This window comes from Streptomyces tendae (assembly GCF_014650435.1).
GTDB lineage: Bacteria > Actinomycetota > Actinomycetes > Streptomycetales > Streptomycetaceae > Streptomyces > Streptomyces tendae.
On the sequence record NZ_BMUY01000010.1, the window covers coordinates 378,371 to 392,628 of the forward strand.

Sequence of the window (14,258 nt, forward strand, 5' to 3'; positions counted from 1 at the left end):
GACGCGCGCCACCGGCCCGGCCGCTCGGGCCGGCGGCGCGTCACACCGGAGGGAACACCATGGCACAGCCTGCAACGGAGCCGGCGAAAGGCTCAAGTTCCACCCCGTCACCGAAGCACACCGAGGACGCCGTCACGTCCGTGCACCCGGTCGACGAGAAGCTCCACCCCTCGCGGCTCGTCCCCGCCGCACTCCAGCACATCGCCGCCATGTACGCGGGCGTTGTCACTCCTCCGCTCATCATCGGCCAGGCCTGCGGACTCGACATCGAGGGCCGCACCCGGCTGATCGCGGCCTCGCTGCTCATCGCGGGCGTCGCCACCCTGCTCCAGACCCTCGGCGTCAAGGGCTTCGTCGGCAACCGCCTGCCCTTCGTCAACGCCGCCTCCTCGGCCGGTATCGCACCCATCCTCGCCATCGTCGAGACCAACGCGAAGGGCAGCCAACTCCCCGCCGTCTACGGGGCGGTGATGGTCGCCGGGGTCTTCTGCCTCGCCGTGGGCCCGTTCTTCGGCCGCCTGCTGCGCTTCTTCCCGCCGCTGGTCACGGGCGTCGTCATCACCCTCATCGGCGTCACGCTGATGCCGGTCCCGGTCGGCTGGGCCCAGGGCGGCGACAAGACCGCCGCCGACTTCGGCTCGACGCGCAACCTCGCGCTCGCCGCCTTCACCCTCGCGGTCATCCTCGTCGTCCAGCGCTTCGGCAAGGGCTTCGTCAAGCAGGTCGCCCTGCTCCTCGGCCTGTTGGTCGGCACCCTGGTCGCCATCCCCTTCGGCATGGCCGACTTCAGCGCCCTCGACTCCGCGCCGGTCGCCGCGCTGCCCACGCCCTTCGCCTTCGGCGCCCCCGAGTTCCAGCCCGCGGCCATCCTCTCGCTGTGCATCGTCATGCTGGTCCTGATGACGGAGTCGTCCGCCGGCATGCTCGCCCTCGGCGAGATCTGCGACCGCCGCGCCGACGCCAAGGTCATCACCCGCGGCCTGCGCACCGACGGCCTCGCCACCCTGGTCGGTCCCGTCTTCGGCGGCTTCCCCACCTCCGCGTTCGCCCAGAACGTCGGCGTCGTCTCCCTCACCCGGGTGCGCAGCCGCTACGTCGTCGCCGTCGCCGGCGCCACCCTGCTCGTCCTCGGTGCCTTCCCGGTCCTCGGCGCGGTCGTCTCGCTGGTGCCGATGCCGGTGCTCGGCGGCGCGGGCATCGTCCTCTTCGGCTCCATCGCGGTCAGCGGCATCCGTACGCTGTCCGAGGCCGGACTCGACGACAGCTCCAACATCATCCTGGTCGCCGTGGCGCTCGGCGCGGGCATCATCCCGCTCGCCGCGCCGACCTTCTACGCCGAGTTCCCCGCCTGGGCACAGACCGTGCTGGGCTCCGGCATCAGCGCCGGAGCGATCGTCGCGGTCGCCCTCAACCTGTTCTTCCACCACCTCGGCACCCGGAGCCGCCACCCGGTTCCGGCACTCAAATCCTCCTAGGGTCCTGCCGTGCCCTCCCCGTGGGTACTCGACTCCCCGCCCACGGGCCCCACCGAAAGGCAAGGAAGCAGCATGGCAGCATCATCGGCACCCGAACGCACCGTCATCGAGAACTGTGCGATCGCCACCGTGGACGCGGGCGACACCGAGTACGCCTCCGGTCACGTCGTGCTCGCCGGCACCCGCATCGAGTCCGTCGGCGCGGGCGGGGCACCCGAGGGCCTGGAGAACGTCGTACGCCGGATCGACGGGACCGGACACCTGGCGACCCCCGGACTGGTCAACACCCACCACCACTTCTACCAGTGGCTCACCCGGGGCCTGGCCACGGACCACAAGCTCTTCGACTGGCTGGTCGCCCTGTACCCGACCTGGGCGCGCCTCGACGAGCCGATGGCCCACGCGGCCGCCCAGGGCTCGCTGGCGATGATGGCCCGCGGCGGGGTCACGACCGCCGCCGACCACCACTACATCCACCCGCGCGGCGCCGGCGACCTGTCCGGCGCGATCATCCGCGCCGCCCGCGACATGGGCGTCCGGTTCACCCTCGCCCGCGGCTCCATGGACCGCGGCGAGTCCGACGGCGGGCTGCCGCCCGACTTCGCGGTGGAGAGCCTGGACGACGCGCTCGCCGCCACCGAGGCCACCGTCCGGGAGCACCACGACCCCTCCTTCGACGCGATGACCCAGGTCGCCGTCGCCCCCTGCTCGCCCTTCTCCGTCTCCACCGACCTGATGCGGCACAGCGCCGAGCTGGCCCGCCGGCTCGGCGTGCGGCTGCACACCCACGGCTCGGAGACCGTGGAGGAGGAGAAGTTCTGCCACGAGCTGTTCGGCATGGGCCCGACCGACTACTTCGAATCCACCGGCTGGCTCGGTGACGACGTGTGGATGGCGCACTGCGTCCACATGAACGACTCCGACATCGCCGCCTTCGCCCGCACCGGCACCGGCGTCGCCCACTGCCCGTCCTCCAACGCCCGTCTGGCCGCGGGCATCGCCCGGGTCCCCGACCTGCTCGCCGCCGGCGTCCCGGTCGGCCTCGGCGTCGACGGCACCGCCTCCAACGAGTCCGGCGAACTCCGCACCGAGCTGCGCAACGCCCTGCTGATCAACCGCCTCGGCGCCCACCGCGAGGCCGCGCTGAACGCCCGCAAGGCCCTGCGCCTGGGCACGTACGGCGGCGCACGGGTTCTCGGCCGGGCCGCCGAGACCGGCTCCCTGGAGCCGGGCAAGCTCGCCGACCTGGTGCTGTGGCGGATGGACACCCTCGCCCACTCCTCGATCGCCGACCCGGTGACCGCCCTGGTCCTCGGCGCCCCCGCCCCGGTCACGGCGTCGTTCGTGAACGGACGGCAGATCGTCGAGGACGGCAGGCTGCTCACGGTCGACGAGGACGCCGTCGCCCGTTCCACCCGGGACGAGGCGCGGCGCCTGGCGCGGATCGCCGCGGCGGACTGAGCGTTGAGACGCGCTGAGCGCTGAGCGCTGAGCGCTGAGCGCTGAGACGCGCTGAGCGCCGCGCGACACCCGTACAACTGAATACCACTTGATCTCCGGCCGGGAGGGACGGCTCCCGGCCGGTAACCGTGGACCCGAGCGGGGTCCACGGTGGCCTACTCCGGGGTGTGCGCCCCTGCGCGCACGCCCCGGAGCGGTCGCCCGTTCCCCCGAACGGTCCGTCCCGGTCCCGCACGACCACCACTAGCTCCACCTCCCTGACACCCACGTCAGAGCCGACGTGTAAACGACCGGAGGAACGCCGCCGTGGCCGACCACCCTGTTGACGAGAAACTCCCGCCACTGAAGATGGCGACGACCGGCCTGCAACACGTGGCCGCCATGTACGCCGGGGTCGTCGCCCCGCCCCTGATCGTCGGCGCGGCCATCGGCCTGAGCGCCACCGAGCTGACCTTCCTCACCGGCGCCTGCCTGTTCACCGCGGGCCTGGCGACGTTCCTGCAGACGCTGGGCATCTGGAAGATCGGTGCCCGGCTGCCCTTCGTGAACGGCGTCACCTTCGCCGGTGTCGCCCCCATGACCGCGGTGGTCGCCTCCACCGACGACAAGTCCGACGCGCTGCCGATCATCTTCGGCGCGGTCATCGTCGCCGGACTCCTGGGCTTCGTCGCCGCGCCCTTCTTCAGCAAGGCGATCCGCTTCTTCCCGCCGGTCGTCACCGGCACCGTCATCACCCTGATAGGCATATCCCTGCTGCCGGTCGCCTTCGGCTGGGCACAGGGCCCGAGCCCCACGGCCGACGACTACGGCTCGTCGACCAACCTGGGCCTGGCCGCCATCACCCTCGTCATCGTCCTGCTCCTGCGCCGCTTCACCCGCGGCTTCGTCAAGCAGATCGCCGTGCTGCTCGGCCTGATCGCGGGCACGCTCGTCGCCATCCCGTTCGGCGTCACGGACTTCGGCCCGGTCGCGGACGCCGACGTCGTGGGCTTCCCGACGCCCTTCCACTTCGGCGCCCCGCAGTTCCAGATCGCCGCGATCATCTCCATGTGCGTGGTGATGGTGGTCTCGATGACCGAATCCACGGCCGACATGCTCGCCCTCGGCGAGATCGTGGACCGCCCGGCCGACGAGAAGACCATCGCGGCCGGACTGCGCGCCGACACCCTCGGCTCCGCCCTCAGCCCGGTCTTCAACGGCTTCATGTGCAGCGCCTTCGCCCAGAACATCGGCCTGGTCGCCATGACGAAGATCCGCAGCCGCTACGTCGTCGCGGTCGGCGGCGGCTTCCTGGTCCTGATGGGCCTGTGCCCGATGGCGGCCTCGCTCATCGCCGTCGTCCCGCGCCCGGTCCTGGGCGGCGCCGGCGTGGTCCTCTTCGGCTCGGTCGCGGCCAGCGGCATCCAGACCCTGGTCCGGGCGAGCCTGGACAAGGACAACAACGTCCTGATCGTGGCCGTCTCCCTGGCCGTCGGCATCATCCCGATCGCGGCGCCGGAGTTCTACCACTCGTTCCCGGAGAACGCGCGGATCATCCTCGACTCGGGCATCTCGACCGGCTGCGTGGCCGCGGTCCTGCTCAACCTGATCTTCAACCACATCGGCGGACGGGAACGGGACGCGGAGGACGTCACCCACCCGATGGAGGCGGGCGACGAGATCACCGAGGCGTCCCGGGAGGCGGCGATGAAGTGACGCCGGCGTCCCGTGCGCTCTGACCGTCGGACGCGTCCCGGGCGGCATGCCACACACCGCGTGCCGCCCGGGACGAAGCGTGTGCGCATGCCGCCGGGGACGAAGCGTACGGGCGTGCCGCCCGGGACGAGCTGTCCCGCCCTGGTCAACCGCGCGTCCCCGCGCGACGCCGCAGTACGATCGCCGCCAGGACCAGGGCGCCCGTCGCGACCACGGCCGCCACCCGGAACGCCAGTTGGTAGCCCTCGGCCGTGGCCGTCACGGCCGCCGAGCCCCGGCCGAGCAGCCCGTCGGTGCGGGCCGCCGCCAGCGCCGACAACGCCGCCAGCCCCAGCGAACCGCCCACCACCTGCGTGGTGTTGAACAAGCCGGACGCCAGCCCCGCGTCCTCCTCCCGCGCCCCCGACATCGCCAGCCCCGTCAGCGCGGGCATCGCGGCGGCGAAGCCCGCGGCCAGGAGCAGCATCGGCGGCAGTACGTCCGTGAGGTAGCCGCCGTCCGCCGGCGCGCGGCTCAGCAGCGCCATCCCGGCGACGATCAGCACCAGCCCGGCCAGCAGCACCCGGTACGCCCCGAACCGGCCGATCGTGCGGGCCGAGAGCCCCAGCATCAGCACACCGATCAGGACCGGCGCCGGCAGGAACGCCGTCCCCGTCGCCAACTCCCCGTACCCCAGCACGCGCTGGAGGTACAGCGCGCCGATGAACTGGAAGCCGTACATCGTCGCCACCATCAGCACCTGCACGGCGTTCGCCCCCGTCAGCAGCCGCGAGCGGAACAGCCGCAGCCGCAACAGCGGGCGGACGGCACGCGCCTGCCGCACCGCGAACGCGACGAACAGGGCGAGCGCGGCCAAGGAGAGAGACACCGTCGTGACCGCGCCCGGCCCACCGGCACTGGTGATCGTGTACACCGTCAGCATCAGCGCACCCGTGACCAGGGCCGCCCCGGGGTAGTCCACCCCGCGGCCGTGGCCCGCGCCCTCGTCGGGAGCGAGGACCCGGACCGCCGCCGCCCAGGCGGTCACCCCGATCGGCAGGTTGATCAGGAAGATCCAGTGCCAGCTCAGCGCCTCGGTCAACGCCCCGCCGAGGAAGGTGCCGAGCGCCCCGCCCGCCGCGCTGACGGCGCTGAACACCGCGATGGCGCGCGCCCGCTCGCGCGGCTCGGGGAAGAGCGCGACCACCATGCCGAGCACCACGGCCATGGTCATCGCGCCGCCCACCCCCTGGACGGCGCGGGCCGCGACCAGCACCTCCCGCCCGGTCGCCACCCCGCACAGCACGGAGGCCGCCGTGAACAGCGCGAGACCGGCGGTGAACATCCGCTTGCGGCCCACCAGGTCGCCGAGCCGGCCCGCCAGCAGCAGCAACCCGCCGAACGGGATCAGGTACGCGTTGACGACCCACGCGAGGCCCGGCCCCGTGAAGCCGAGGTCGCGCTGGACGGCGGGCATGGCGACCGTGACGATGTTGCCGTCCAGGATCGTCATCAGCGCCCCCGTGCACAGGACGACGAGCGCCGTCCAGCGGGAGTACGTCCGCCCGCGCGCCGCCGCAGGGGACTCGGTCGTGATCGTCATGGTGACGTGGCCTCCGTTTCTCCGCGTGCCCCCTTGGGGCACGACTTGTAACGGAGGCCATCGTGGATAACGATGAGGACCGGCATAAGGAGGCAGTTCGATGTCCCAGAGGAACACCGGTGTTACCTCCCAGGTGGTGAACGCGCACGCGTGCCCGGTCCGGGAAGTTCTTGACAGGGTGGCGGGGAAGTGGAGCGTGCAGATCCTGGTCGCGGCGGCGCACGGCCCCATCCGCTTCACCGATCTGGAGCGCGGCATCGAGGGCATCAGCCGCCGCATGCTGACCCTGACCCTGCGCAACCTGGAGCGCGACGGCCTGGTGACCCGCACCGTCCACCCGACGGTGCCGCCGAAGGTGGAGTACGCCCTGACGCCCGTGGCCCGGGAACTGCACACGTCGCTGCAGCAGCTGACGGACTGGGCCGAGCGCAACCGGCTGTACGTCGCCGAGGCCCGCGCGGCCTACGACATCGAGCACGACCCGGAGCTGACGGGCGCCTGACGCGCCCCCGGCCCTGCCTACAGTCCGAACAGGTCCGGCCCTGCCTAAAGTCCGAACAGGCCCGGCTCCGCCGCCAGTTCCTTGAAACGCTGCCGCGGGTCCGGCACCAGTCTGCGCTCGCGCAGGTCCATCAGCCCGCCGACGCCCTCGACCTCGGCGGCGACCGTGCCGTCCGTCTTGGTGATGAGCTGCCGGATCCGGAAGGTCTTGCCCTCACCCCACTCGAAGGCGCAGGTCACCGTGACCTCGTCCCCCGCGAGCAGCTCCCGCCGGAACCGGATGGTCGTCTCCAGGGCCACCGGACCGACCCCGCGGGCGACCAGGTCCGCCTGCCGGATCCCGGCCGCCTGGAGCAGCGACCAGCGGGCGTGCTCGGCGTAGTTGAGGTACACGGACTGGTTCAGGTGGCCCTGGGTGTCGGTCTCGTACCCGCGGACGGTCACGGGGACGGAAAACGGCTCGCTCACCGCTGCTGCCTCTCGTCGCACTTCTACGGACGGGCCCGATCCTGACATGCGGACGTCACACCTTCCGCGGGGAGGCCAGCAGATAGCGGGTCCGGGTGCGCGGCTCGGTGTGCTCCCCGACCTGCCAGCCGGCCCGCTCCAGCGTGGCCGCACAGCCCCGCAGCGCGCCGCCGTCCGGCTCGTACACGGCGACGGCCTCCGGCTGCGGTGTCGCCCGCACCCGGTATCCGTCGTCGCCGCCCGGTCCGGCCGGTCGGTGCCCGGCCGCCTCCAGGGCCAGCGCGGCGGCCCGCACGAGATGCGACCGCTCCCACGCGCACGGCCGGTCGGTGCTCCCGTCGGGATGCGTCATCCGGCGCAGCTCCAGGAGGCCCTGCCAGGCGCCGCGCACCTCCCGCAGCCGAGCGGGCCCTGTGTCGCCCGGGGCGGCCTCCTCCCCGCCGACCCGCGCGGCGAACACACCCCCGGTGTCCGGTGCGGCGGGCGCCTCGGCCGGCCCCGCCACCGCTTCAGGGGTGTCCGCCGCCTCCCGTATCCGGTGCCCGGCCGGGGTCAGGAAGTGGTCGTGCGGCGGGCGGGGGTGCCGGAAGGCGAGCCCCCGCTTCACCAGCGCCGCGAGCTGCGCCGGCGTCCCCCGCAACCGCCCGGTGGCGGGATCGGCGGCGTCGATGATCCGCCGCTGCGCGGCGGTGGGAGACAGTGCCACGGCGCGCCCCCCTCCTCTCGTCCGCTCACCGGTGACGCCTTCGAAGACTACGACGGGGGTCTGACATTCCAGGCCGCGATCACCGGCCGCCCGTGCTCCGTGCCCAGCCGGCACAACGTGCCCGTGCCCAGCTGGAACAGCGCCCCGTGCGATGCCGGGAGGCCCAGGTGCCGGGCGGTCAGCACTCGCAGGAAGTGCCCGTGCGCCACCAGCACCACGCACCCCTCGGTGTTGGCGAACGCGGCCTCCACCGTGGCCAGCACCCGGTCGGCCCGCTCACCCACCTGCTCGGGCGTCTCCCCGGGGTGGTCCGGAGGTCCGGGCGCGACCCCGTCCGTGAACAGGAACCAGTCCGGACGGGTCCGGTGGATCTCGACGGTCGTGATCCCCTCGTAGCCGCCGTAGTCCCACTCGTGCAGGTCCGGCTCGATGCGCACCTCGTGCAGCCCGATCAGCTCGGCCGTCTCCCGGGCCCGCTGGAAGGGGCTGACGAAGGCCGCCCCGATGCGGTGCGACCGGATCAGCGGCACCAGGCTCCGCGCCTGCTCCCGCCCCTTCTCGGTCAGCGGGACATCCGTCAGACCGGTGTGCCGCCCCGAGCGCGACCACTCGGTCTCACCGTGCCGAACCAGAAAAAGATCACCCATGCCCCCAGGCTACGGCGGGCACGCCGCTACTGCCGGTAGCCGCTCAGGAAGCGCCCGATGCGCCCGATCGCGGCCTCCAGGTCCTCCGCGTGCGGCAGCGTCAGGATGCGGAAGTGGTCGGGGGAGGGCCAGTTGAATCCGGTCCCCTGCACCACCTGGATCTTCTCCCTGAGCAGCAGGTCGAGGACGAAGCGCTCGTCGTCGTGGATCTTGTGCACGGCCGGGTCGATGCGCGGGAAGGCGTACAGCGCGCCCTTGGGCTTGACGCAGGTGACGCCGGGGATCTCGTTGAGCTTCTCCCAGGCCACGTCCCGCTGTTCGTGCAGCCGTCCGCCGGGCGCCGTCAGCTCGCGGATGGACTGGCGGCCGCCGAGCGCGGCCTGGATGGCGTACTGGGCGGGCGCGTTGGCGCACAGCCGCATGGAGGCCAGCATGGTCAGGCCCTCCAGGTAGTCCTTCGCGTGCTGCTTCGGCCCCGTCACCACCAGCCAGCCGGAGCGGAAGCCCGCCACCCGGTAGGTCTTGGACAGCCCGCAGAAGGTCAGCACCACCAGGTCGGGGGCGAGGGACGCGGCCGAGTGGTGCACGGCGTCGTCGTACAGGATCTGGTCGTAGATCTCGTCGGCGAGGACCATCAGGCCGTGCCGGCGGGCGAGGTCGAGGATGCCCTCGACGATCTCCTTGGGGTAGACGGCGCCGGTGGGGTTGTTGGGGTTGATGATGACGACCGCCTTGGTGCGGTCGGTGATCTTCGCCTCCATGTCGGCCAGGTCCGGGTACCAGTCGGCCTGCTCGTCGCAGAGGTAGTGCACCGCCCTGCCGCCCGCGAGGGTGGTCACCGCCGTCCAGAGGGGGAAGTCGGGGGCGGGGATCAGGACCTCGTCGCCGTCCTCCAGCAGGGCCTGTACGGCCATGGAGATCAGCTCGGACACGCCGTTGCCCAGGAAGACGTCGTCCACGTCCACCTCCAGGCCGAGCGCCTGGTAGCGCTGGGCGACGGCCCGGCGGGCGGAGAGGATGCCGCGCGAGTCCGTGTAGCCGTGCGCCTGCGGCAGCATGCGGATCATGTCCTGGACGATCTCCTCGGGCGCCTCGAACCCGAAGAGGGCGGGGTTGCCGGTGTTCAGGCGCAGCACGCTGTGCCCCGCCTCCTCCAGCGCGTTGGCGTGCTCGATGACCGGGCCGCGGATCTCGTAACAGACCTCGCTGAGCTTGTTCGACTGCCGGAACTCCATGCGCGGCTTCCCCTCCGGAATCTGGTGTTGCTTGGTTTTACCAAGTAGCCGCTTGGAAAGTCCAACAACTTGTCTACACTGCGTCGCATGTCACCTCGCCGTAGCTACGACCAGTACTGTTCCGCCGCCCGCGCGCTCGACGCCGTCGGCGACCGCTGGACCCTGCTGATCGTCCGGGAGCTGCTCGCCGGTCCGCGGCGCTACACCGACCTGCACGCCGACCTGCCCGGCGTCAGCACGGACGTACTCGCCTCGCGGCTCAAGGACATGGAGCGCGAGGGACTGACGACCAGGCGCCGACTGCCCCCGCCGGGTGCGGCGTACGTCTACGAACTCACCGCGCGGGGACGCGGCCTGCTGCCCGTCCTGGAGGCGCTCGGGGCGTGGGGCGCCGGCGAGCTGGGGGAGCGTCGGCCCACGGACGCCGTGCGGGCGCACTGGTTCGCCCTGCCCCTGCTGCGGGCCCTGCGGGAGGCCGGGGCGGCGGAGGGAATCGTCGAAGTCCGGCTGGAGGAAGGGGCCTTCCACCTGTACGCCGACTCGGTGGCCGACTCGGTGGAGGGTCCCCTGTACGGCGACGGGCCCGCGTCCGGGGAGCCCGACGCCCGGCTGGTGCTGGACGCAGTGACGTGCGCGGCCCTCGGCCGCGGCGAGACGGGTCTGCGGGAGGCGGTGCGGGACGGCCGGGTCCAGGTGACCGGCGACGGCACGGCGGCCAAGGCGCTGCGGGAGGGGTGAAACGGCAGGAGGCCCGCCGGGGGCGGGCCTCCTGACAACCGGTCAAGCCCCGGGCGGCACCCGGGACGGACGCCCCGAACCACGGGTCAGCGCGTAACCGCCGATGCCCGCGAGCGCGGCCAGTACGGCCCCGATCCCGCTCCACACCCAGCGGTCCGACCACCAGCCCGACGACCAGCCGTCCTCCGGCTCGATGGCGGACAGTACGGCGCTCTTCTCGTCCTCGTCGCCCTTGTCGGCACCGGACGTCACCGCGATGCCCGGCACCAGCGGCTCGGCCAGCGAACCGTCCACCGCCGCGGCCCCGCCGATGTCCTTGGAGTCGACCCGGACCTCGGTGGAGACCGGCACACCGAGGTCGGAGGTCGGCACGTTCACCGCCGTGAGCCGGACGTAGTAGGTGCCCGGCAGCGGGTCGTTGGCCCACGGCTCGGTCCAGGCGCGCACGGTGCGCAGTACGCAGGCCAGCTCGACGGAGGAGGTGCCCGCGTCCGCGGTGCGGGCCTGGGCGCCCCACTGGCAGGCCTGGCGGCGGCGCAGCCCGTCGTACACGTCGACCCGCCAGGTCTGGGCGGCGTGCGTCTCGGGCAGCTTCACCGTGGCCTTGACGGTGGGACGCTGCCCGGCGTCGGCCGGGAACGACCAGTACAGGTAGTCGCCCGCGGCCCCGTTCGCCGTGGCCACCTGCCCCTGCTCGAACTCGGTCGCCGTACGGAAGGACGTGCCCGCCGTGGTCGGCGCGTCACCGTCCCCCGAAGGGCTCGCGGAGGGCGAGGAGTCGGCCGCCGCGGGAGCCGCGGCGAGACCGAGCAGCACGACGGCCGCGCTCAACGCTCGGGTGAATCGCATCAGTTGGTCCTCCAGATCGCGAACCGCCAGCGCGAGAGCCAGCCCCACAGCAGACCGGCGACGAAGCCGACCAGCACCAGCAGGCCGAGCAGCCACCAGCCGCGCCCGAGGCCGAAGGCGGCCACGTCGTCGGAGTCGCCCGGACCGTCCACGACGTCGACGGTCAGCTCCAGCGGCAGACCGGGCGTGGTCTTCACGCCGGAGGCGACGGAGAAGGAGTTGGTCACCTGGAGGCACACGGCCTCGGCCGCCGCGTCGTCCTCGTCGCTCTCCGCCTTCGGGTAGCGCAGCCCCGTCGAGAGCACGTCGGTACGGCCGTCGCCCGCCGCCTCACCGCGCACGATCTCCCGGCCGTGCACCGTCACCGCGCGCAGCAGCACCCCGTAGGAGGGGTTCACGGCACGGTCGGCGCCCACGCTCACGGAGGCGCGCAGCTCCTGGCCGGGCTCCACGTCCACCCGGTACCAGCGCTGCTGCCCGAACTCCTCGCGGTCGGTGTACAGCCCCGACTTCAGCGTCGGTGCCTTCGCGCACGCGTCCGCGCCCTCGGTGGCGACGGGCGTCACCACCGGGTCGGCCGCCCGGTCCACCAACTGGTTCACCTTGTCGGTCAGTTCGTCGGTGTGCTCGACCGAGGTGTACGTGCCGCCGGTCGCCTCGGCGATGCAGCTGAGCTGCTGGCGCATCTTGGTGTTCGGGACCAGTCCGAGCGTGTCGATGGTCAGCCCGATGCCCTTGGCGGCGATCTCGCGGGCCACCTCGCACGGGTCCAGCGGGGCGCAGGTGTCCTCGCCGTCGCTGATCAGCACGATCCGCTTGGAGCCGTCGCCGCCGTCGAGGTCGTCGGCCGCCTTCAGCAGCGCGGGCCCGATCGGCGTCCAGCCGGTCGGCGCGAGGGTCGCCACCGCCGTCTTCGCCTCGGTCCGGTCCAGCGGCCCGACCGGGTAGAGCTGCGCGGTGTCCTTGCAGCCGGTCTTGCGGTCGTCGCCCGGGTAGTCCGCGCCGAGCGTCCGGATGCCCAGCTGCACCTCTTCCGGCGTCGCGTCGAGCACCTCGTTGAACGCCTGCTTCGCCGCCGCCATGCGCGTACCGCCGTCGATGTCCCGCGTCCGCATGGAACCGCTGACGTCGAGCACGAGGTCGACCTTCGGCGCGTCCTCACCCGTGGGTTCACCGGCGCTCGCCCCGGCCGGGAACGCCATCCCGGCCGCCAGCGCGGCGAGCAGGGCACAGGCACCCGCCGCCAGCCGTGTTCTTGTGATCATCGGCGGATCCTATTGATCAGTGGTGCCGGGCTCCAAAACGAGACCGCGCCGATGCCTCGACTTCACTTCCACCGCAGTGGATTGGGCAGCTCCGTCCACAGATCGCCCGTGCTTCCCGGCGAAGTCCGCATCACCGTCAGGGCCTTCACCGGCAGCGGCTCCTCCCGCAGGGCCACAGTGTCCTCCGTGCGCGGCAGTTCGGGGACCGCCGCCTCCAGGGCCTGCCGCAGCGCCGGGCCCGAACCGGCCGTCGCGGCCAGGGCGCCGCCCACCAGTGAACCGAACAACTTCCGGCGCAGTGCGACCGGTTCGTCGGTGAGGATCCGGGCAGGCAGGCCGGGCGCGGCGATCCCGTGCCGGGCCAGGCGGGCCGGGGAGACGCGGATGTCGGCCAGGTCGCGGTAGACCAGGCGCAACGGGGCGCCCGTCGCGGACAGGACGACCAGCAGGTTCTGACCGTGCGCCTCCAGGGCCACGCCCAGCTCCAGCGCGCGCAGCCCGACGGTGAGCGCGAGACGGGCGAAGGCGGCGAGCCACGCCGGGGAACGCGGCAGCCCGGTGGTCGCCAGCGCGGCCACCGGGACGACGTGCTCGCCGGCCGAGACGTAGACCCGGGGCGACTCGCGCAGTACGGCGGCCAGGTCGGGGGAGTGGGCCGTGGCCGCGCCCGGCGTGCGGGTCACGTGGAGCAGGCCGTCCAGGCGCGCCGCCAGCCGCTCCCCGAACGCGGACAGGTCCGCCGACGCGGCGACCGAGGCGACCGAGATGTCCCGCACCGAGGACGTCAGCCGGGCGCTCAGCGCGGTCTTGACGTGCATCGAGCCGGGCACCGCGAGGGTCCGCAGGGACATCAGCGGATGCGCGGCGGGCCCGGCCCCGCACGACTGCTTGAGTACGTGCGCGGCCTGCCAGGGATGCACCGGGACCAGCACCCGCGCCCCGTCCCGCAACTCCCGCGGCCACGCCCCCGCCACCAGGCACCGCGCCGCCGGGACCGGCACGAGCCCCAGCTCCACCACCGGCCCGTGCTCGGGCCCGTACGCCAGCTGCTCCGCCACCGAGAACCCCGGCCGCGCACGGCAGCCCGGGTGGTACGGGTGCCCGTCGACCACCCGCTGCTCCCACCCCCAGTCGCTGTCCGGCCACTCGTCCGGGTGATTCCCCGCCGCCCCCTCCCGCGCCGCCCGGGGCTGCGCCGCGCGCGACAGCGCCAACGACGCCGCACTGTGCCCGAGTTCCGCGGCGAAGGAGGCCGAGTGCGGTACGGCGAGGTCGGTCATCAGCCGCTCCGGGTCGTCGTACGCGACCTCGTCCAGCCGTACCACCGGGACGTACGGGTCCGTGCGGTACGGGTCGGCGGCCGGGCCGGTCAGCCGGCGGCCGTCCCGCAGCCGCAGGACGAGACCGTCCCCGGACCGCTCCCGGCCCCCGACCCACGGCAGCGGTTCGAAGGCGAGCGCACGCCACAGCCGGGACAGCACGGCCGCGCGGGCCCCGGGCCGCTCGGCCGTGAACCGGGCGGCCAGAGCGGGGCGGACGGCCGCCACCTCGTCGGCGACCTCGGCCGCTGCGCTGGGGGGACGATGCACTGGCTGGCTCCTCGGGTATGGGGACGGGACACGTACGAGCACGGGTG

13 protein-coding genes are annotated in these 14,258 nt (G+C 73.0%); 5 read left to right on the forward strand and 8 right to left on the reverse strand.

Going from position 1 to position 14,258, the window contains the following annotated elements:
- The first annotated feature begins 59 nt into the window (after positions 1–59).
- The 3 genes from IE258_RS26865 (at position 60) to IE258_RS26875 (ending at position 4,631) form a co-directional block, all read left to right on the forward strand.
- Positions 60–1,475, forward strand: coding sequence for a nucleobase:cation symporter-2 family protein (locus IE258_RS26865; protein WP_189747541.1), 1,416 nt, complete (start codon positions 60–62; stop codon positions 1,473–1,475).
- A 72-nt stretch (positions 1,476–1,547) separates the two neighbouring features.
- Complete coding sequence (locus IE258_RS26870) at positions 1,548–2,936, forward strand: 8-oxoguanine deaminase (RefSeq protein ID WP_189747543.1); 1,389 nt, start codon at positions 1,548–1,550, stop codon at positions 2,934–2,936.
- A gap of 306 nt (positions 2,937–3,242) precedes the next feature.
- Complete coding sequence (locus tag IE258_RS26875; protein WP_189747545.1) at positions 3,243–4,631, forward strand: nucleobase:cation symporter-2 family protein; 1,389 nt, start codon at positions 3,243–3,245, stop codon at positions 4,629–4,631.
- A gap of 145 nt (positions 4,632–4,776) precedes the next feature.
- Here the strand turns inward: IE258_RS26875 and IE258_RS26880 are convergent, their stop codons facing one another.
- Positions 4,777–6,213 (reverse strand): MFS transporter, encoded by a 1,437-nt coding sequence (locus tag IE258_RS26880; RefSeq protein WP_229892442.1) that lies wholly within the window; start codon positions 6,211–6,213, stop codon positions 4,777–4,779.
- A gap of 100 nt (positions 6,214–6,313) precedes the next feature.
- Here IE258_RS26880 and IE258_RS26885 point away from each other — a divergent pair, with 100 nt between their 5' ends.
- Positions 6,314–6,715: a winged helix-turn-helix transcriptional regulator gene (locus IE258_RS26885; protein WP_189747547.1), complete on the forward strand. Its 402-nt coding sequence runs from the start codon at positions 6,314–6,316 to the stop codon at positions 6,713–6,715.
- Positions 6,716–6,759: 44 nt separating this feature from the next.
- On the opposite strand, the gene IE258_RS26890 is transcribed toward IE258_RS26885, so the two are convergent.
- From IE258_RS26890 to IE258_RS26905, 4 genes are read right to left on the reverse strand one after another with little or no spacing between them, the layout of a single operon-like run.
- Positions 6,760–7,182 carry an acyl-CoA thioesterase gene (locus tag IE258_RS26890; protein ID WP_161380299.1) on the reverse strand — a complete coding sequence of 141 codons (423 nt, stop codon included), beginning with the start codon at positions 7,180–7,182 and terminating at the stop codon, positions 6,760–6,762.
- Positions 7,183–7,237: 55 nt separating this feature from the next.
- Positions 7,238–7,888, reverse strand: coding sequence for a hypothetical protein (locus tag IE258_RS26895; protein ID WP_189747549.1), 651 nt, complete (start codon positions 7,886–7,888; stop codon positions 7,238–7,240).
- Positions 7,889–7,935: 47 nt separating this feature from the next.
- The gene (locus IE258_RS26900; protein WP_127895538.1) at positions 7,936–8,535 is read right to left on the reverse strand and encodes a histidine phosphatase family protein; all 600 of its coding nucleotides are present in this window, start codon (positions 8,533–8,535) and stop codon (positions 7,936–7,938) included.
- Positions 8,536–8,561: 26 nt separating this feature from the next.
- On the reverse strand, positions 8,562–9,770 hold the full coding sequence (locus tag IE258_RS26905) for a pyridoxal phosphate-dependent aminotransferase (protein ID WP_189747551.1): 1,209 nt from the start codon (positions 9,768–9,770) through the stop codon (positions 8,562–8,564).
- An 87-nt stretch (positions 9,771–9,857) separates the two neighbouring features.
- On the opposite strand from IE258_RS26905, the gene IE258_RS26910 reads away from it, so the two are divergent.
- Positions 9,858–10,508 carry a winged helix-turn-helix transcriptional regulator gene (locus tag IE258_RS26910; RefSeq protein ID WP_189747553.1) on the forward strand — a complete coding sequence of 217 codons (651 nt, stop codon included), beginning with the start codon at positions 9,858–9,860 and terminating at the stop codon, positions 10,506–10,508.
- Positions 10,509–10,550: 42 nt separating this feature from the next.
- On the opposite strand, the gene IE258_RS26915 is transcribed toward IE258_RS26910, so the two are convergent.
- From IE258_RS26915 to IE258_RS26925, 3 genes are all read right to left on the reverse strand, one after another.
- Positions 10,551–11,357, reverse strand: coding sequence for a hypothetical protein (locus tag IE258_RS26915; protein WP_189747555.1), 807 nt, complete (start codon positions 11,355–11,357; stop codon positions 10,551–10,553).
- Positions 11,357–12,622, reverse strand: coding sequence for a VWA domain-containing protein (locus IE258_RS26920; protein ID WP_189747556.1), 1,266 nt, complete (start codon positions 12,620–12,622; stop codon positions 11,357–11,359). Before IE258_RS26920 ends, IE258_RS26915 begins: the two co-directional genes overlap by 1 nt.
- Before the next feature lie 62 nt (positions 12,623–12,684).
- The gene (locus IE258_RS26925; RefSeq protein ID WP_189747558.1) at positions 12,685–14,211 is read right to left on the reverse strand and encodes an IucA/IucC family protein; all 1,527 of its coding nucleotides are present in this window, start codon (positions 14,209–14,211) and stop codon (positions 12,685–12,687) included.
- Between the last annotated feature and the right edge of the window lie 47 nt (positions 14,212–14,258).